The 17,772-nt window shown below is 27.1% G+C and carries 15 protein-coding genes, 2 tRNA genes and 1 other RNA gene; 16 read left to right on the top strand and 2 right to left on the bottom strand.

Going from position 1 to position 17,772, the window contains the following annotated elements; genetic code table 11:
• The first annotated feature begins 8 nt into the window (after window positions 1-8).
• Both AC5SML_RS05265 and AC5SML_RS05260 read left to right on the top strand, forming a co-directional pair.
• Window positions 9-83: transfer RNA gene (locus AC5SML_RS05265), tRNA-Val, on the top strand.
• A gap of 66 nt (window positions 84-149) precedes the next feature.
• Window positions 150-226, top strand: a tRNA-Ile gene (locus AC5SML_RS05260).
• Between the two features lie 20 nt (window positions 227-246).
• Here the strand turns inward: AC5SML_RS05260 and AC5SML_RS05255 are convergent.
• Window positions 247-840, bottom strand: coding sequence for a Tgt2/MlaC family protein (locus AC5SML_RS05255; RefSeq protein ID WP_494616979.1), 594 nt, complete (start codon window positions 838-840; stop codon window positions 247-249).
• A gap of 13 nt (window positions 841-853) precedes the next feature.
• Window positions 854-1,639, bottom strand: a complete 786-nt coding sequence (locus tag AC5SML_RS05250; RefSeq protein ID WP_006997873.1) for an MlaA family lipoprotein — start codon at window positions 1,637-1,639, stop codon at window positions 854-856.
• 69 nt (window positions 1,640-1,708) lie between these two features.
• On the opposite strand from AC5SML_RS05250, the gene AC5SML_RS05245 reads away from it, so the two are divergent.
• From AC5SML_RS05245 to murB, 14 genes are all read left to right on the top strand, one after another.
• A complete protein-coding gene (locus tag AC5SML_RS05245; protein ID WP_494616977.1) occupies window positions 1,709-2,452 on the top strand; it encodes an N-acetylmuramoyl-L-alanine amidase in 744 nt (247 codons plus the stop codon).
• A 42-nt stretch (window positions 2,453-2,494) separates the two neighbouring features.
• An RNA gene (gene rnpB / locus AC5SML_RS05240) (RNase P RNA component class A) lies at window positions 2,495-2,849 on the top strand.
• Window positions 2,850-3,104: 255 nt separating this feature from the next.
• Window positions 3,105-3,572: a division/cell wall cluster transcriptional repressor MraZ gene (gene mraZ, locus AC5SML_RS05235; RefSeq protein WP_006997875.1), complete on the top strand. Its 468-nt coding sequence runs from the start codon at window positions 3,105-3,107 to the stop codon at window positions 3,570-3,572.
• 2 nt (window positions 3,573-3,574) lie between these two features.
• Window positions 3,575-5,062: a cell division protein FtsZ gene (gene ftsZ, locus AC5SML_RS05230; protein ID WP_494616975.1), complete on the top strand. Its 1,488-nt coding sequence runs from the start codon at window positions 3,575-3,577 to the stop codon at window positions 5,060-5,062.
• An 18-nt stretch (window positions 5,063-5,080) separates the two neighbouring features.
• Window positions 5,081-6,091 carry a 16S rRNA (cytosine(1402)-N(4))-methyltransferase RsmH gene (gene rsmH / locus AC5SML_RS05225; protein WP_006997877.1) on the top strand — a complete coding sequence of 337 codons (1,011 nt, stop codon included), beginning with the start codon at window positions 5,081-5,083 and terminating at the stop codon, window positions 6,089-6,091.
• Window positions 6,088-6,396 (top strand): hypothetical protein, encoded by a 309-nt coding sequence (locus AC5SML_RS05220; RefSeq protein WP_011281424.1) that lies wholly within the window; start codon window positions 6,088-6,090, stop codon window positions 6,394-6,396. Before rsmH ends, AC5SML_RS05220 begins: the two co-directional genes overlap by 4 nt.
• A complete protein-coding gene (locus AC5SML_RS05215; protein WP_027307127.1) occupies window positions 6,383-8,065 on the top strand; it encodes a peptidoglycan D,D-transpeptidase FtsI family protein in 1,683 nt (560 codons plus the stop codon). The genes AC5SML_RS05220 and AC5SML_RS05215 overlap by 14 nt, the downstream gene beginning before the upstream one ends.
• Window positions 8,066-8,072: 7 nt before the next feature.
• A complete protein-coding gene (gene murF / locus AC5SML_RS05210) occupies window positions 8,073-10,919 on the top strand; it encodes a bifunctional UDP-N-acetylmuramoyl-L-alanyl-D-glutamate--2,6-diaminopimelate ligase MurE/UDP-N-acetylmuramoyl-tripeptide--D-alanyl-D-alanine ligase MurF (protein ID WP_494616974.1) in 2,847 nt (948 codons plus the stop codon).
• Window positions 10,909-11,994: a phospho-N-acetylmuramoyl-pentapeptide-transferase gene (gene mraY / locus AC5SML_RS05205; protein ID WP_006997881.1), complete on the top strand. Its 1,086-nt coding sequence runs from the start codon at window positions 10,909-10,911 to the stop codon at window positions 11,992-11,994. The genes murF and mraY overlap by 11 nt, the downstream gene beginning before the upstream one ends.
• A 34-nt stretch (window positions 11,995-12,028) precedes the next feature.
• Window positions 12,029-13,288, top strand: a complete 1,260-nt coding sequence (gene murD, locus AC5SML_RS05200; protein ID WP_494617649.1) for a UDP-N-acetylmuramoyl-L-alanine--D-glutamate ligase — start codon at window positions 12,029-12,031, stop codon at window positions 13,286-13,288.
• Window positions 13,285-14,409 (top strand): FtsW/RodA/SpoVE family cell cycle protein, encoded by a 1,125-nt coding sequence (locus tag AC5SML_RS05195; protein WP_494616972.1) that lies wholly within the window; start codon window positions 13,285-13,287, stop codon window positions 14,407-14,409. The genes murD and AC5SML_RS05195 overlap by 4 nt, the downstream gene beginning before the upstream one ends.
• Window positions 14,410-15,480 carry a UDP-N-acetylglucosamine--N-acetylmuramyl-(pentapeptide) pyrophosphoryl-undecaprenol N-acetylglucosamine transferase gene (locus AC5SML_RS05190; protein ID WP_494616971.1) on the top strand — a complete coding sequence of 357 codons (1,071 nt, stop codon included), beginning with the start codon at window positions 14,410-14,412 and terminating at the stop codon, window positions 15,478-15,480.
• Window positions 15,470-16,864, top strand: a complete 1,395-nt coding sequence (gene murC, locus AC5SML_RS05185) for a UDP-N-acetylmuramate--L-alanine ligase (RefSeq protein ID WP_020169671.1) — start codon at window positions 15,470-15,472, stop codon at window positions 16,862-16,864. Before AC5SML_RS05190 ends, murC begins: the two co-directional genes overlap by 11 nt.
• Window positions 16,834-17,772 carry a UDP-N-acetylmuramate dehydrogenase gene (murB, locus tag AC5SML_RS05180; RefSeq protein WP_020169670.1) on the top strand — a complete coding sequence of 313 codons (939 nt, stop codon included), beginning with the start codon at window positions 16,834-16,836 and terminating at the stop codon, window positions 17,770-17,772. Before murC ends, murB begins: the two co-directional genes overlap by 31 nt.

Raw genomic sequence — 17,772 nt, 5'->3', positions numbered from 1 at the left:
AATTCAAAGGGACTGTAGCTCAATAGTAGAGTACTGCATTGACATTGCAGGGGTAGTTGGAGCGTAACCAACCAGTCCCACCATTTTCATTATCTTTTACCTATGCTAGACATCGGTTACATTATAATATAATTAAAGCTTAATTTTTAGGGCCTGTAGCTCAGTTGGTTAGAGCAGTACACTCATAATGTATTGGTCCCAGGTTCGAGTCCTGGCGGGCCCACCAAAAATTATTTTTATAGATGATTATTTAATAAACTCTTTTAAAGTAGAAAAAAGAGCATTGATATCCCCATCATTACTTTGAATGATAGAAGAAAACTCTTCCTTTTGAGTTCTTGCTAGACTTAAGCCTTCAATAATTAAATCTCTGATTAAAGGATTTTCTGGATTTTTTGTATAAATTCTCCAATCAATTTTAACCTCAGGCCTTTGTTCTGTTCCAACTAAAATACTAGATACCATTGTATAATTTTCATTTAATTTTTCTTTAGATATAACTTCAATCTCTGGATTTGAGTATTCAGCCAGTCGACTAGAAAAACTTTTTAGAAAATATTGTTCAAAAAGCATTTCATATTGATTTATTTCATTGTCACTTATATTTTTTCTATAAGCTCCTAAAGTGTAATAACCAATACCATTGATATCAACTGTTTCACTTGCAATTTGTTTTAGCTTTTCTATTTTTTCTTCTTTTGAATATTTGTTATTTAAGGCCTCAGAAGCTCTATTCACAGTTGATTGAACAAATACATCTGGTTCAATTGAATATGATTGATTAATACCAATAAAGTTAATTATGAAGAAGGTGAATATTAAAAACTTTTTTAATCTCATTAAGTTTTATAAATTATTGAGCTTCTATTTCTTCCCAATCACTATCGTTTTGGGTTTCAGTTATTGCATTAGAGTTAGCTATTTTTTGTTGTCTATCTTGCAAATATAAACTTCTAACTGAAGCATAAAAATCTATTGAATTTTTTTCCAAGTTTTCAAACGAGTCTATATTTTTTGCTCTAAAATCTATCCCAGAACTTGCTCTTGATGCATAATAATCAAAGTCAGAAAAATGCTGAGTATCATTAGCTACAGTAACGTTATACCAAGCATCTCCGCCTAATATATTTGCAAATGATCCAGCTGTGTCTCTAACAGTGGATGGTCCTAAAACAGGTAGAACAAGATAACATCCTGGACCAACACCCATTACACCAAGTGTTTGGCCATAATCTTCTTTTTCATACTCTGGAAAACCAATTTTTTCAGCCACATCAAATATTCCAACAACTCCAACTGTTGTATTAACAATAAATCTACCTGTGTTAACTCCAGCTTTTTTAAATTCTCCTTGGAGAATATTATTAGGTATTGTTACAAGTGTAGAGAGATTGTCTAAAGCATTACCTGTCCCAGCTCTAACTGGAGAGGGTAAAATTCTATAAGCTTTTGCAACAGGTTCAAAAATAACACCATCTAACACTTGGTTAAATTTAAAAGTTGCTCTATTTACATTTTCAAAACAGTCTTTAACTTCACCAGAATTTTTTTTAGATAAGTTGTTTTCACCGTCTGTATCAGCACTCACATTTGTTGCTAACATTAAACTTATTAGTGAAGTTATTAAAATTTTTTTCATTATCCTATGATTATATAATGTATATAATATCAATGTAAATCTAGATTTAGCTCTAAATATGACGCAAAAATGGCTTTAAAAACAATATTAAACTATTCCCCAAATTTTAATCCTAAAAAAAGAACCTCTAAGCAAATCAAATTTATTATCTTTCATTATACGGGTATGAAAAGCGAATCTGATGCTTTGAAAAGATTAACAGAAATACAATCTGAGGTTAGCTGTCATTATTTAATCAAAAATAATGGAGAAATTGTAAAAATAGTACCTGATTTATATATTGCATGGCATGCAGGAAAATCTTCTTGGAAAAATTATAAGTCTTTAAATCAAAATTCTATTGGTATTGAAATTACAAACCCAGGACATGAGTACGGTTATAAAAATTTTACACAAAAACAAATTACTACTCTTGTAAAGTTAAGTAAGTTTTTAATAAAAAAATATAAAATTAATCCTAAGAATATTTTGGGACACTCAGACATAGCAGTACTTAGAAAAAAAGATCCAGGTGAAAAGTTCCCATGGGAATATTTGGCTAAAAATAAAATAGGGATATGGCACACATTAAATAAGCAAGATTTACTAAAGAATAGAAAGCTAAAAATAAGCAAGGTAGAAGAGAATATTTTTTTTAGAAACCTGTTTAAGATTGGATATTCAAAAACATTTCCAAAAAATATTGATAGGAATAAATATTTAATAGAATTAATAAAATCTTTTCAAAGAAGATTTAGACAAGAGTTGGTTGATGGAAAAATTGATCAAGAGTCCTTATTAATCAATAAAAGCCTCATCAAAGCATACAATTAAATTTTTCTTGAAGTTCTATAATTAAGTAATAAATTACATTTGCTAGATGAACGACTTATCGCTTTAATTTATTAAAGAGGAAAGTCCGGGCTCCGCAAAGACACAGTGCCAGATAATACCTGGCGGGGGAAACCCTAGGGATAGTGCCACAGAAAATATACCGCCATAACATGGCAAGGGTGAAAAGGTGTGGTAAGAGCGCACCGGTTCTATTGGTAACAATGAACGCTGGAAAACCCCACTGGGAGCAAGACTAAGTAGAGATGACATTGTTGCAAAACTAAAAGCCGTCTTTGGCTAGTCATCAGGGTTAGTTGCATGAGCTTAAGAGTGATCTTAAGCCTAGAGAAATGATAGGTTTAAATGACAGAACCCGGCTTATAGTTTGTCTAGCAAACTTATCCACAGTTCAATTTTAATTAACTTTAGATGTTCACCTTTTGATTCATAATTGAATCATTTCTGTTCTTATTTTTAGTCTTAGAATTGTATTGAGTTAAAACTAAAAATTGATTTTTGACTTTATGTAGATACATAAAAGTTATCTACAATCATTGCCAAATAAGCCTAAAATGAACATATTGACTCTATCTTTAAAAACCCATATTGTCCCATATATTCCCAAATATGGAATTTATGAAATATAAAAAATATGTTTTTATCTACTTACGAGAACAAAATAGACAAAAAGGGAAGGGTATCTGTGCCTGCTAGTTTTAGATCTCACCTTTCTAACTTAGGATACAATGGTGTTATCTGTTATCCCTCATTTAATAATCAGTCTATAGAAGCTTGCTCACAAGATAGAATTGAAAAACTTTCTGCAAGTATAGATTCATTAAGTCCATTTGAAGAAAAAAGAGATTATTTTGCAACATCAATTTTATCTGAGAGTATGAATTTACAATTTGATAGTGAAGGTAGAATTTCATTATCAACAAAATTATTAAAACATGCAAAAATAAAAAATAGCATGTTGTTTGTTGGTCAAGGTCAAACATTCCAAATATGGGAACCAGCAGCATTTGAAAAATTTAAGATCAACGCAAGAAAAAAAGCAAATCTAAATCGTGCAAGTCTTAAATGGGAAAAACATTTTAATAACAATGAGGGGAAATAAAAATGACAATTAACTTTAAATCACCAGAAATAAAAGAATTACAACCAAGATTATTAGTAGTGGGAGTTGGCGGAGCAGGTGGAAATGCACTTAATGAAATGATTGATAATGGACTTCAAGGAGTAGAGTTCATAGCAGTAAATACAGATGCTCAAGATTTAAAGTTAAGTAAAGCTAAAGCAAGAATTCAAATTGGCCTAAGTTTAACAAAAGGTTTAGGTGCTGGAGCAAAACATGACATTGGTCAAGCAGCTGCAGATGAATCTTTAAATGAAATTGTAAATACTCTTCAGGGTGCAAACATGGTTTTTATAACTGCTGGTATGGGTGGTGGAACTGGCACAGGTGCTGCACACGTTATTGCAAGAGCTGCTAAAGAATTAAATATTTTAACAGTAGGTGTTGTAACACTTCCTTTTTTATATGAAGGGCCATCAAGAATGAGAAGAGCTCAGGTAGGCCTAGAAGAATTAAGAAAACATGTGGATACAATTATTGTAATTCCAAATCAAAACCTATTTAAGGTTGCAAATGAACAAACTACATTTGAAGAATCTTTTAATCTTTCAAATAATGTTTTAATGCAAGGTGTACAGAGTGTGACCGATCTTATGGTTAGACCAGGTATAGTTAATCTAGATTTTGCTGATGTTGAAACTGTAATGGCTTCAATGGGTAAAGCAATGATGGGAACTGGTGAAGCTGAAGGAGAAGGTAGAGCAGCTAAAGCAGCAGACATGGCAATTAGCAACCCATTGATTGATGATTATACGTTAAAAGGTGCAAAAGGATTACTAGTAAATATTACCGGTGGTAAGGATCTTAAACTTTTTGAGGTTGATGAAGTGGTTAATAAAATAAGAGCTGAAGTAGATCCTGAAGCAGAGGTGATTATTGGTGCTATTACATCTGGCGACCTTGATGGAAAAATTAGAGTATCAATAGTTGCAACGGCACTAGATGGACAACAACCAGAAAGTAAATCTGTAATCAATATGGTTCACAGAATACAAAATAGAAATCCTGGTTATTCAGATTTTAACAGTGCTAGTTCTGCTCAATCGTTTAATTTTTCACCTACAATGACTAACCCTATTTCTCATGGAGCAAATGCATTAAAGTTAGAAAATGAAATAATTGCAGAACCAGTTACAAATACTACATCATCAGAAATGATGAATGAGCAAACTGTTAGCAATCAAGAAGTTGAAAGTATTGTTGAAAACAATCAATCAAATGATTATGAGCAATCTTTTTCAGAGGAGGCACTTACAACTGCAAAGCCTGAAGAAAATAGCCCAATGGAGGAGGAGCATGTTTCTAATGGACTTGAAAACTTTGGTGTAGAAGGTGAAGACGCGCCAGATCTATTTAGTTCGGATAGTGCAACTTCAGAGACAGAAGGATTTTTATCAACTGAAACTTCGGAAAATACCTCAGAAGATGATGATCTAGAAATTCCAGCATTTTTAAGAAGACAAAAGAATTAATGGTCTTCAAAAAAATAAATGATAGCCACCATAATACCAGATGTGAGAAATCATTATCCGGTATTGCTAAGTGAAATAATTAGCATTATTACCCCTCAATATGGTGGCACATTTATTGACTGTACGTTTGGTCAAGGCGGATACACAAAAAGAATATTAAACTTTCCTGAAACAAAAGTAATTGCATTAGATAGAGATTCTGAGAGCTCTATAAAAGCTCAAGAACTTCAAAATAGTTTTGAGGATAGGCTATTATTTAAAAATATAAAATTCAGTCAATTAAACAATCTAAAGTTAAAACATGAAAATATAAAAGCTGTAATTTTTGATTTAGGGTATTCCTTGAACCAGATTAAAGACCCAAAAAAAGGTCTTTCATTCGATAGCATTGGTGAACTTAATATGAAAATGGGTATAAATGAATTTTCAGCAAAAGAAGCAATTAATCAATTAGATGAAAAAGAACTTACCAAAATATTTAAATATTTTGGGGATGAAGCAGACAGTAAAAGAATAGCACACAATATTGTTGAAGACAGATCTAAAAGAGAGATCACAACAGAAGAGCTAGTTAGGATTATAGAATCTTCGAAAAGAAAAAGAAATTATAAGACACATAGTGCAACTAAAATTTTCCAAGCATTAAGAATATTTGTAAATAAAGAAATTAGTGAACTAATTTATGGATTAATTAATGCTGCTAAAGTTGTTAAAAAGGATGGAGTTATTGCAGTTGTAACATTTCATTCTTTAGAAGATAAAATTGTTAAATACTTTTTTAAAAGTTTATCTGAAAATAAAAGCATCTCAAGACATATGCCAAAAACAGAAGAAAAATTAAATTTATTTAAATCTGTTATAAAAAAACCAATAGTACCAAGTGATAAAGAAATTAGAGAAAATCCACCTTCTAGATCAGCCAAGTTACGTTATGTAATTAAAAAAGAAGATTTTTTCGATTTTGAAACAGATATCTTGGATAAATTTAAACATTTAATTGACATTGAAAATTTGTCAAAAAAACTATGAAACAATTAGTGGTAGCTGTTATTTTAGTATTAATATTAATTACATCACTTATTAAAAATTCTACAAAAGAAATAGAAGATCAAATTTTTATAGTTAAAGAAAATATAAGACCTTTAAAATCGGAACTTGAAGATGTATTGCTTGAGTTTAACTATTTGAGCTCTCCTGAAAAACTAGTTCAGTATCAAACGCAATATTTTGAAAAAGATTTAATCAAAATTGAAATTATGAATATTAAGGAAATCTTTAAAAATAATGAAACTTTAGAAATAAAAGACTTAATCAGCAAAAATGGAAATGAATAATAAAAAGAATATTATTCTAGAAGAATATGAAAATGAATTTTCATATAAAAAAAGTAAAACTAATTTAGACATACAATTTAATAGAATAGCGTTTATTTTTTTTGTTTTTTTGGTGATTTCAGTAATTTATTCAATACAATTGCTTCATTTAGGCTCGTTAAAAGAAGAAAATACCAAGGAATTCTCAACTATAAATAAAAACTATAGAGCAGACATACTTGATAGAAATGGAAATTATTTAGTTAAAACAGTTAAGTCGATAGATATTGGTATTAACCCTATTGAAGTAATTGATAAAAAAAAACTATTAATTAATTTACAGTTAATATTCCCAGATAAAAACTATGAAGAGATTACTAAGAAGCTTGAAAAAAATAAATTCTTTTATTTGGAAAAAAAAATATCTTCTGACAATTATGAAAAAATTATGTTACTTGGAGATAAATCAATTAAGTCAGAAGAAAAATTAACTAGAATTTATCCTCAAAAAAATCTCTTTAGTCACATCATTGGTCAAATAGATGATGACAATAAAGGTATATCAGGACTTGAAAAATCCTTTAATGAAAAATTAAAACAAACAAATAAACCACTTAAATTAACAGTAGATACTGACATACAATTTTTAATTAGAGAAGAGTTAGTAAAGTTTCAATCTATATTTAGAAGTAAAGGTAGTACAGCAATTTTGATGAATGTTAATAATGGAGAAATTATATCTATGGTTTCATATCCAGATTTTGATCTAAATAAAAGAGAGAAGATAGTTGATCTCAACTTTATTAATAGAGCAACAAAAGGAGTGTATGAGCTGGGCTCGGTATTTAAAACTTTTACAGTAGCAGCTGGATTAGAGGAAGGCTTAATTGATACTGACACAGAATTTTTAAATTTAGAAAAAAAACTACAATGTGGAAAAAGTAGTATTTCTGAATATGACAATAAAATACCATCAGATCTTACTGTAGAACAAATTTTAATTAGGTCTGGAAATATAGGATCTGTAAGAATTGGACAAAAATTAGAAATTATTAAATTAAAAGCTTTTTTAGAAAAAATTGGAATCTTAAGTAAAATAAATTTTGACATAGAGGAGGTTGGAGAGCCTATTCCATTTAAGTGGGGAAAATGTAAACTTGCGACAGTGTCTTTTGGACATGGAATAACTACCACTCCATTACAATTAGCAAAAGCTTATGCAATAATTTCAAATGGTGGTTTTGCTATTGAGCCTAGCTTAATAAAAAAAGAATTAAAAGATCCTGAAAAAGAAAGAAGAATAATCAAAGCTGGTATTTCAGAGAAGATAAATCCAATACTTAGAAAAATTGTAAATACTAAAGAAGGTACAGCAGGACTTGTAAACATTGAAGGTTATGAAGTTGGTGGAAAAACAGGAACTGCTCAAAAAACAATAGTAGGAGGTTATTCTAAAGCAAAAGTAAATACATTTGCAGGTATTTTCCCCACTTCTAAACCTAAATATGTGCTGATAGTTCTACTTGATGAGCCAAAAACTTCATCAGACTACGTATATGAATATAAAAATAAAAAAGGCTCATATAAAGGAACCCCATTTAATACAGCAGGGTGGACATCTGTTGAAGTAGCTGGAAAAATCATAGAAAAAATTGGGCCTATTTTGGCCACAAAACATATAGAAAATTAATACTTATATGTTGATTGGCAACTTCCTTAAAAATATTAAAAAAGAATTTAAAAATCATCAGTTTGCTGGTCTTAGTTTTAACAGTGAAGATTGTAAAAAGAATTATATTTTTTTTGCAATCCAGGGAACAAAATCAGATGGAACTAAATTCATAGACCATGCAATTAAAAAGGGTGCAACAGTTATTATTTCAGAGCAAAAATTTGAAGGTATTAAAAATAAAGTGTTATTTTTAAGATCAAAAAATGTAAGAAAAGTATTATCAGAATTATCATATAAGACAAAAAAAAATATACCTAAAAATTTAATTGCTGTAACAGGAACAAATGGAAAGTCATCAATTGCAGATTTTTATTTTCAGCTACTCAACTTAGGTAATAAAAAAGTAGCTTCTATTGGAACATTAGGAGTTAAGACAAAAAATAGTTTAAAGAAAGTTTCTAATACAACATTAGATCCAATTAAATTAAGCAAAATATTAAATGATTTAAAAAAACAAAAAATTGACAATGTTATAATGGAAGCTTCTAGTCATGGTCTTAAGCAAAATAGACTTGATGGTTTAAAATTTAATACTACAATTTTTACAAATTTGTCTCATGATCATTTAGATTATCACAAAACATTTAATGATTATCTCAAATCAAAGTTATATCTTTTTGAGAAGCTATTAAAACCTAGAGGAACTATCATCACCGATAGTAAAATTCCCGAATATAAAAATTTAAAAAGAATATCGCTAAATAATAAATTGGATCTTCAGGCTTTATCAAAAAGTAATAATGGAATAGATATTTATTCTCATCAATTTAGGGATGATAAACAAATAGTCGAAATTAAATATAATCAGAAACATTATAAATTACAAATAAACTTAATTGGTAAAATTCAATTAAAAAACTTATTTATGGCAATGCTTGCTGCTAAAAAAAGTAATTTAAAATTTGATCAAATAGTAAAATTAGCTTCAAGAGTAAAATCAGTAATTGGTAGGTTTGAAAAAATTGGAACTTTAAAAAATAATTCAAAGATTATTTTAGATTATGCTCATACACCTGATGCATTAAAAACTTGTTTGACTAATTTGAAAGAACAATTTGAAAATAAAAGAATTTTCATTGTATTTGGATGTGGTGGTAATAGAGATAAAGACAAGAGACCCATAATGGGAAAAATAGCCAATCAATATTGTGACAGAGTTTATTTAACTGACGACAATCCAAGAGACGAAAATCCAAAAAAAATAAGACTAGCTATTAAAAAAACTATTGATAAATCAAAAGTTTTTGAGATTTCAAGCAGGTCTAAAGCTATTCATAGGGCTATATTAGACTTAAAAACTGGTGATATCTTAGTTATTGCAGGCAAAGGTCATGAACAGACACAAGATTATGGAAATTTTGTAAACAAATTTTCTGACAGATTAGAAATACTTAAGAATATTAAATTAAAAAATAAAATTCTTTCAACTAATATTAAAATAAATATTTTAAAAGAAATCAGCAACTCTCCCCAAATTAATTCAAATATAAAAATAAAAAATGCATCAATTAATTCAAAAACAATAAAAAAAAATGACATATTTTTTGCAATAAAAGGAAATAATAAAGATGGAAATCTATATGTTAATGAAGCTTTCCAAAATGGTGCATCATTAGTAATAGCTAACAATCAAAAAAAATCTAAAAAAAAAATTGTAGTAGATGATACATTGCAACTTTTAACAGAGGCTTCATCAAAATTAAGAGAAAATTTATCTAGTAAAATTATATCTATAACAGGCAGTTGTGGAAAAACTTCTCTTAAAGAATTATTAGGAAAAACTTTAAGTAAGATTAGTAATGTAACTTATTCACCAAAATCTTTTAATAATAAATTTGGTGTACCATTAAGTTTATTTAATCTAAAAAAAAATGATGAATTTGGTATTTTTGAGATTGGAATGGATAAAAAAGGTGAGATTGATTATCTATCAAAAATTATCAAGCCTGATGTGGGTGTTATTACAAATATTTCCTACGCACATATTAAAAATTTTAAAAACATTCATCAAGTAGCTTTAGCAAAGTCAGAAATTATTAATAATATAAAAACAAATGGAATTCTTGTTTTAAACCAAGATGACAGATTTTATAATTTACATAAAAAAATTGCCAAGAAAAAAAACATAAATATTTTTACATTTAGTTTAAAAAATAAATCAGCAAATATTTATCTAGAAAAAATAGTTAAAGAAAAATCTAAATACAAAATATTTGTAAATGTTAATAAAAAACAAATTTATTTTTATGTAAGATTAATTTTTGAAAATAATTTAAAAAACTTATTAGCCACAATTGCAATTATATCAATTTTTAAAGATACACAAAAATTAGAAAAAAATATATTTCTTGATTATGAGATGACAAAAGGCCGTGGTGATATTATAAAAGTTAAATTAAAAAAAAAGAGTATTTACATTGTAGATGAGAGTTATAACTCTAATCCATTATCATTAAAGTCTGCTATAAAAAATTTTGATGAATTAAAAATTGATAATTCTAAAAAAAAATTAATACTGAGTGACATGTTGGAGTTAGGAAATTATTCAAAGAAACTTCACTTAGAGGCTGGCAAAGAAATTAATAAAACTTCTCTTAAAAATATTAATGTAGTGGGTAAACATATTTTACATACTTATAAAAACCTTGATAAGCACCGAAGAGGGGTCATTTTGAAAGATAAGTCTAAAATAATTGATTTGATTAAAAATGATTTAAATAATAATGATTATTTAATGATTAAGGGCTCAAACTCTACTGGACTTAACAATCTAGTTAACAAATTAAAAACTGGAAAGTTTAATGCTTTATAGTCTTATTACGCAATTAATTGATCAATATAGTTTTCTAAATGTATTTAAGTATTTAACATTTAGAACGGGCCTTTCAATGTTTACATCAATGTTTGTAGTTTTATTAATTGGTACTCCTTTTATTAAATTTTTTTCAGCAAGAAAAATATTAAATCCAATAAGAGATGATGGTCCTACCGAACATATCGTTAAGAAAATTGGAACACCAACAATGGGGGGTGTTTTAATTTTACTTGGACTTTTTTCAGGAATATTACTTTGGGGTGATTTATCAAATTACCATATATGGTTTTTATTATTTATTGTTTCAGGGTTTGGGCTATTAGGTGCATATGATGATTATAAAAAAATTAAGTTTAAAAATTCATCTGGTGTTTCATTTAAATTTAAGATTATTTCTCAAATTTTAATAGCCATTGTTGGAATTTATGGTTTAACTCAATTATCTCAAAACACTGAACTTACAAATTTATATTTTCCTTTTTTTAAAAATTTAATTATTAATCTTGGATGGTTTTTTATTCCATTTTCAATTTTTATAATTGTTGGATCCTCCAACGCAGTTAATTTAACAGATGGTTTAGACGGCTTAGCAACAGTGCCAGTGATATTAGTTGCAGCATGTTTTGCATTTATTAGCTACGTAACAGGCAATATTGTATTTTCTGAATATTTAAATATTCCCTATCTTGAAGGTATGGGGGAAGTTTCAGTTTTTTGTGGATCAATTATAGGAGCTTGTTTAGGATTTTTATGGTTCAATGCTCCACCTGCTAAAATATTTATGGGTGACACTGGTTCATTAGCATTAGGTGGATCTTTAGGGGCAATTGGTATTATTACTAAACATGAGATTGTTTTAGCAATAACAGGTGGGCTATTTGTACTAGAAGCTGTATCAGTTATAATCCAAGTATTTTCATTCAAACTTACAGGTAAAAGAATTTTTAGAATGGCACCTATACATCATCATTTTGAAAAAAAAGGTTGGGCAGAATCAACAGTTGTAATTAGGTTTTGGATTATATCAATAATCTTAGCAATGATTGGATTAGCGACATTAAAACTTAGATAATGTTAAATCTAGAAAAAAACTTTTTAAAAAAAAAATACTGATTTATGGTCTGGGTAAAAGTGGTCTATCCACATATAGTTATTTAAAAAAAACTAATATTATTAGTTTATATGATGATCGAATAATTACTAAAAAAAATATAAAAGATACTCACACAACATACAAAGAAATAATTAAAAAGGAATTTGACCGTATTATAATTAGTCCAGGAATAGATATTAATAATTGTAAATTAAGTAGATTTTTAAAAAAAAATCATAAAAAAATTTATACAGATTTAGACATTTTTTATAGTCGATATACTTTTAATCAAAAAATAACTATTACAGGAACAAACGGAAAATCAACTACTGCTAAGCTTTTGTACGATATATTAAAAGATCAAAAAAAAGATGTTCGTTTAGTTGGCAATATAGGAAATCCAGTTTTACTTGAAAAAAAGGTCAAAAAAGACACTTTATTTGTAATAGAAGCCTCATCCTATCAACTAGAATACAGTAAGTTATTTAAAACAAATATATCTTTAATCTTAAACATTTCACCAGATCACCTCGAAAGACACAAGACTATAAATAAATATGTAAGCGCTAAATTTAAATTAATAAAAAATCAATCTAAAAATGATATTGCAATTTTAAATGCGAAAAATTTTTATATTAAAAGAGAATTAAAGCAAAAAAAATTTGCTCCATCAATTTTGAAAATAGAAAAAAATATAAGCGACAAGTTTATTAAAAAAATTGATAATCATTATTTTGATACAGATGGTAATAAAGAAAATTTGACATTTGTGCTGAAGGTTTCAAAGATATTAAGGTTAAAGAATAACTTACTATTAAAATCATTAAAAAATTTTAAAGGTCTAAGTTTTAGACAAGAAATAATTCATAATTCTAAATTTTTAAAAATTATTAATGATTCTAAAGCAACAAGCTTTTCTTCATCAGAAAAATTATTGAAATCATTAAAAAATATTTATTGGATAATAGGTGGTTTACCCAAAAAAGGAGATAAATTTCTACTTAAAAAAGATGATTGTAAAAAGATCAAATTATATATTTTTGGTAAAAATCAAAAATTTTTTATTAATCAATTAAAAAATAAGATGGCGTTTAAATCATTTTTAAATTTAAAGAGTCTAATTGCTAAGGTTTTTTTAGATATTAAAAATGAAAATAATTTTATTAAAAAGACAATTCTTTTTAGTCCAGCCTCTGCATCATTTGATAGTTTTAAAAACTTTGAAGAAAGAGGTAGATATTTTAATAAACTTATTAAAAATTATATAAAATGATAAATAATAGTTCGCTCAACTCAATATATTATAACTGGTGGAAAAATATAGATAAAACAATTTTTTTATTGATAATAATTTTGTTTAGTTTGGGTTTATTTTTTTCTTTAGTTTCAACTTCATTAATTGCTTCTGATAAATTAGATACAAATAATTATTTTTTCTTTTTTAAACATTTGGTATATATTTTCATTGGCTTGTTGACCTTAGTGTTTTTCTCTTCTCTAAGTAAAAATAATCTTTTTAGAGTCTCTATTTATCTTTTTTTTATTACTTTATTTTTTCTATTTTTAGTGCCAATTTTTGGTACTGAAGTCAAAGGATCAAAAAGATGGTTAAATCTTTTTTTTCTTCCTCAATTTCAACCAATTGAATTACTAAAACCATTTATAATTATTTTTGTAGCAACAATTTTATGTAGTGAAAAAAATTATAATATTTATATCAAATACTTATTGACTATTATTTCTATTATCCCAACTGGGTTACTATTAATAATGCAGCCTGACATCGGACAAACACTTTTAGTGTTTTTATCGTGGGCAATATTAGTTTTTGTATCTGGCATAAACTTATTATTCATTTTATTATTTATAAGTCTTTCTATTATAAGCCTGCTATATGTAGTTTTTTTTATCCCAAAATTTATTTATATTAAAAGTCGTATACTCTCTTTCTTTAACCCTGATGGTGGAACCCATAATTTTCAATCTGATAAAGCTATAGAAGCAATTAGTAGTGGTGGTTTTTTTGGTAAAGGAATAGGAGAAGGTACCTTAAAAACAAGAGTTCCAGAGGCTCATACCGACTATATAGTTTCAGTTATTTCAGAGGAGTTTGGTGTTATTGCAATAATATTTTTATTAATTTTATTTTTATTTTTTATTTACTCTGTTTTTAAAAAAATTTATTTAGAAAAAAGTGAAAAAAATAAACTAGTGCTAACTGGAGCAATAAGTCTAATAATTTTTCAAGCATTAATACATCTTGGGGTGAATATAAGACTATTTCCCACAACTGGGATGACATTGCCATTTTTAAGTTATGGGGGTTCTTCAATTATAGGAGTTTCTATATTATCTGGAATAATTTTAAATTTAACAAAAAGAAAAATTAATTAAATGAATAAAAAAATACTAATTAGCACTGGTGGATCAGGAGGTCACGTTATACCCGCAACCATAATATATAAACATTTAGAGGGCAATTTTGATGTTTCAATGACATCTGACTTTAGGGGTGTCAAATTTTTAAACAAAGATGAGTACAATTTAAAAATATTTAATGTGAGGCCAATTTCAAAAAACATATTAATAATACCACTTGATTTTATTTTTATGATATTTTTGATTTTTAAATCAATTTCTTTTTTAAGAAAAAATAAAATTGATACATTAATTTCGACAGGCGGATACATGTCACTACCCTTATGCTTAGGTGCTAAAATTTTAAATATTAAGCTGTTGTTATTTGAACCAAATATGGTTTTAGGTAGATCAAATAAATTTTTTTTAAGTTACTGTAAAAAAATATTTTGTTATTCTAATAATATCAAAAAATTTCCTATTAAATTTAAAAATAAAATTAAAGTAATTCCAGCATTATTAAGAAAAAATTTTTATAATAAGAGAGATTACAATAAATCCTTAGATACAATTAATTTGCTTATAATAGGCGGTAGTCAAGGAGCTAAAATATTTGATGATTTAGTTAAAAATGCAATTATTGAATTAGCTAAAAAATATAAACTAAAAATTTACCAACAAACTAGTTCTATTAACTTTGAAAGTTTTAAAAAAACTTACGAAAATAAGAATATTCAATGTGAATTATTCAATTTTAACGATGATGTCATAAATTTTATGCAAAAAACAGACCTGTGCATTACTAGAGCAGGAGCATCAACATTAGCTGAGTTAAATTTTACTGAGACTCCATATTTAGCAATACCTTTGCCAACTGCGAAAGATAACCATCAATTTGAAAATGCACATTTTTATAATAAACTTGGCTTTAATTGGTTGTTAAATCAAAAAGAAATAGATGAGAAAACATTACTCAATAAACTAATTAATATTATTGATAATAAAGAAGAATATCTTGTTAAAAAAAAGAACATGAAGGATTTTAACTATGAAAACACATGGAATAATATAAATCTGAAAATTATATCTGTTATTAATGAAAATTGAATTAGCTAAAACTGAAATTATACATTTTGTTGGTATAGGGGGTATTGGAATGAGTGGCCTTGCACTCATTATGAAAAGGATGGGATTTAATGTTCAAGGGAGTGACGTCCTTGGAAATAAAAATATTGAAAGATTAAAAAAAGATAAGATTAAAATTACAATTAGTCATACTAAAAAAAATATAGCAAAAGCAACAATTGTTGTCATTTCGTCAGCTATTAAAAATAATAACCCTGAATTAATTGAAGCCAAACTAAAACAATTACCTATTTATAAAAGAGGAGAGATGTTGGCAAATATAGTCTCTTTAACAAAAAATATAGTTGTTACCGGTTCACATGGAAAAACAACAACTACATCTTTATTAGCCTCAATATTTTCAAAGACAAAATTGGACCCAACAATTATTAATGGAGGTGTCCTTAATGCAATAAAAAATTCTGCAAAACTAGGTAAAAGTGATTGGTGTATATTAGAAGCTGATGAGTCAGATGGTAGTTTTATACATGTGCCACCAACTTATTCTATAGTAACAAATATTGATCGTGAGCATATGGATTTTTATAATTCAATGAAAGATCTTAAAGAATTATTTATAAAATTTATCAATAAGGTCCCTTCGTTTGGGAAGTCTTTTATTTGTATAGATGACAAGAACAATAAAGATTTATTAAGTAAATTAAAAATGAAGAATTATTATACATATGGAACTGATAATAAATCAAATTTCTATATTAAGAATATAAAACAAGAAAAAGAATATTCTCAATATGATTTAGCTATAAATTTGCCAGGAAAAAAGAATTTAACTATAAGAAAAATTAAATTACCATTATTAGGAATTCACAATATTAGAAACTCTACAGCAGCAATTGCTGTGGCAGTAACAATAGGAATATCACAAAATATAATCAAAAAAGGATTAAAAGAATTTAAGGGTGTTCAAAGAAGATTTAATAAAATTTTTACACATAGAGAAACTAATTTTTATGATGATTATGCCCATCATCCAACTGAAATTAGAGAAGTATTAAATGGTGTGCGAGCTGCTTATAAAAATGAAGAAGTGATTTGCATATTTCAACCACACAGAATTTCCAGATTAAAAGATCTTAAAAAAGAATTCAGCTTATCATTTAAAAAAGCTGATGTTGTAATATTATGCCCTATTTATACCGCTGGAGAAAAAATAAAATTAGGTTTTAAATATAATAATTTTGCAAAAGATATTATTAAAAATTCAAAAGTAAGATTGTTTATGGTTGAAGATCAGTACCAGTTAGCAAAATTTATTAAAAATACTATTTTTGGCAAAAAGATAGTTGTTGGTATGGGTGCTGGTACAATTTCAGCATGGATGAGACAATTACCAGAATTGATCTAATGAGCATTGAAGAAATAAGAAAATTTTCTAATGAAATTAGTAGTAAAATTAACTTTGATTATGATTTAAAAAAGAGCAATTGGTTTAATATTGGTGGACAAACTAAAGTTTACTTTAGACCAGATAATTTACCTGACTTAATTTTGTTTTTAAAAAAATTTGGAGAAAAAGAAAAAATACATATTTTAGGTGCAGGTTCGAATACTCTTATAAGTGATGAAAAATTTGATGGTGTTGTTATCAAACTAGGAAAAAATTTTTCCAACATCTCTATATTACCAAATGATGTCATTATAGCTGGCAGTGCCTGTCTTGATAAAAAGCTTTCTGATTTTGCACTGAATAATGGAATAGGTGGATTTGAATTTTTAGCATGCATACCTGGTACTATAGGTGGTGGATTAAAGATGAATGCTGGATGCTTTAATAAAGAGTTTAAAGATGTGCTAGTATCAATCCAAGCAATTGATAAAAATGGACAGGTTTTTACAATACCAGCGAGTAAAGTTATATTTAAATACCGAAGCAATGATTTAAAAGAGGACTTAATTTTTTTAAGTGCATCTTTTAAAGGAACAAAAAAAAATAAAGAAGAAATAGAAAACGAAGTTTTAGAATTAAAGAAAAAGAAAGATAAAGCACAACCAACAAAATTAAAAACAAGTGGTAGTACATTCAAGAATCCAATTGATCAAACTGATAAAAAGGTCTGGAAGCTGATAAAAGATTCTGTACCACTAGATATAAGCTTTGGGGATGCTCATATTTCAAATAAGCACTGTAATTTTTTTGTAAATAAAAATAATGCTAGTTTTGAGGATATGAATAAATTGATTGAATTTGTTAAGACAAGTGTGGAAAAAAAAACTGGAATAGTGCTAGAAAAAGAAATTAAAATTTTAAAATAA

The organism is Candidatus Pelagibacter sp. PS_17, assembly GCF_059417945.1.
Note: the sequence above shows the minus strand (reverse complement) of the source record. Positions and strands in the feature narration are given on the sequence as shown.

Bases quoted from the DNA above. Each gene is read 5' to 3' on its own strand.
- murC (WP_020169671.1), top strand. From the start codon at position 15,470: ATGAAAATTGAATTAGCTAAAACTGAAATTATACATTTTGTTGGTATA.
- AC5SML_RS05215 (WP_027307127.1), top strand. From the start codon at position 6,383: ATGGAAATGAATAATAAAAAGAATATTATTCTAGAAGAATATGAAAAT.
- AC5SML_RS05190 (WP_494616971.1), top strand. From the start codon at position 14,410: ATGAATAAAAAAATACTAATTAGCACTGGTGGATCAGGAGGTCACGTT.
- mraY (WP_006997881.1), top strand. From the start codon at position 10,909: ATGCTTTATAGTCTTATTACGCAATTAATTGATCAATATAGTTTTCTA.
- AC5SML_RS05250 (WP_006997873.1), bottom strand. From the start codon at position 1,639: ATGAAAAAAATTTTAATAACTTCACTAATAAGTTTAATGTTAGCAACA.
- AC5SML_RS05220 (WP_011281424.1), top strand. From the start codon at position 6,088: ATGAAACAATTAGTGGTAGCTGTTATTTTAGTATTAATATTAATTACA.
- AC5SML_RS05195 (WP_494616972.1), top strand. From the start codon at position 13,285: ATGATAAATAATAGTTCGCTCAACTCAATATATTATAACTGGTGGAAA.
- mraZ (WP_006997875.1), top strand. From the start codon at position 3,105: ATGTTTTTATCTACTTACGAGAACAAAATAGACAAAAAGGGAAGGGTA.
- AC5SML_RS05245 (WP_494616977.1), top strand. From the start codon at position 1,709: ATGGCTTTAAAAACAATATTAAACTATTCCCCAAATTTTAATCCTAAA.
- murB (WP_020169670.1), top strand. From the start codon at position 16,834: ATGGATGAGACAATTACCAGAATTGATCTAATGAGCATTGAAGAAATA.
- ftsZ (WP_494616975.1), top strand. From the start codon at position 3,575: ATGACAATTAACTTTAAATCACCAGAAATAAAAGAATTACAACCAAGA.
- murF (WP_494616974.1), top strand. From the start codon at position 8,073: ATGTTGATTGGCAACTTCCTTAAAAATATTAAAAAAGAATTTAAAAAT.
- rsmH (WP_006997877.1), top strand. From the start codon at position 5,081: ATGATAGCCACCATAATACCAGATGTGAGAAATCATTATCCGGTATTG.
- AC5SML_RS05255 (WP_494616979.1), bottom strand. From the start codon at position 840: ATGAGATTAAAAAAGTTTTTAATATTCACCTTCTTCATAATTAACTTT.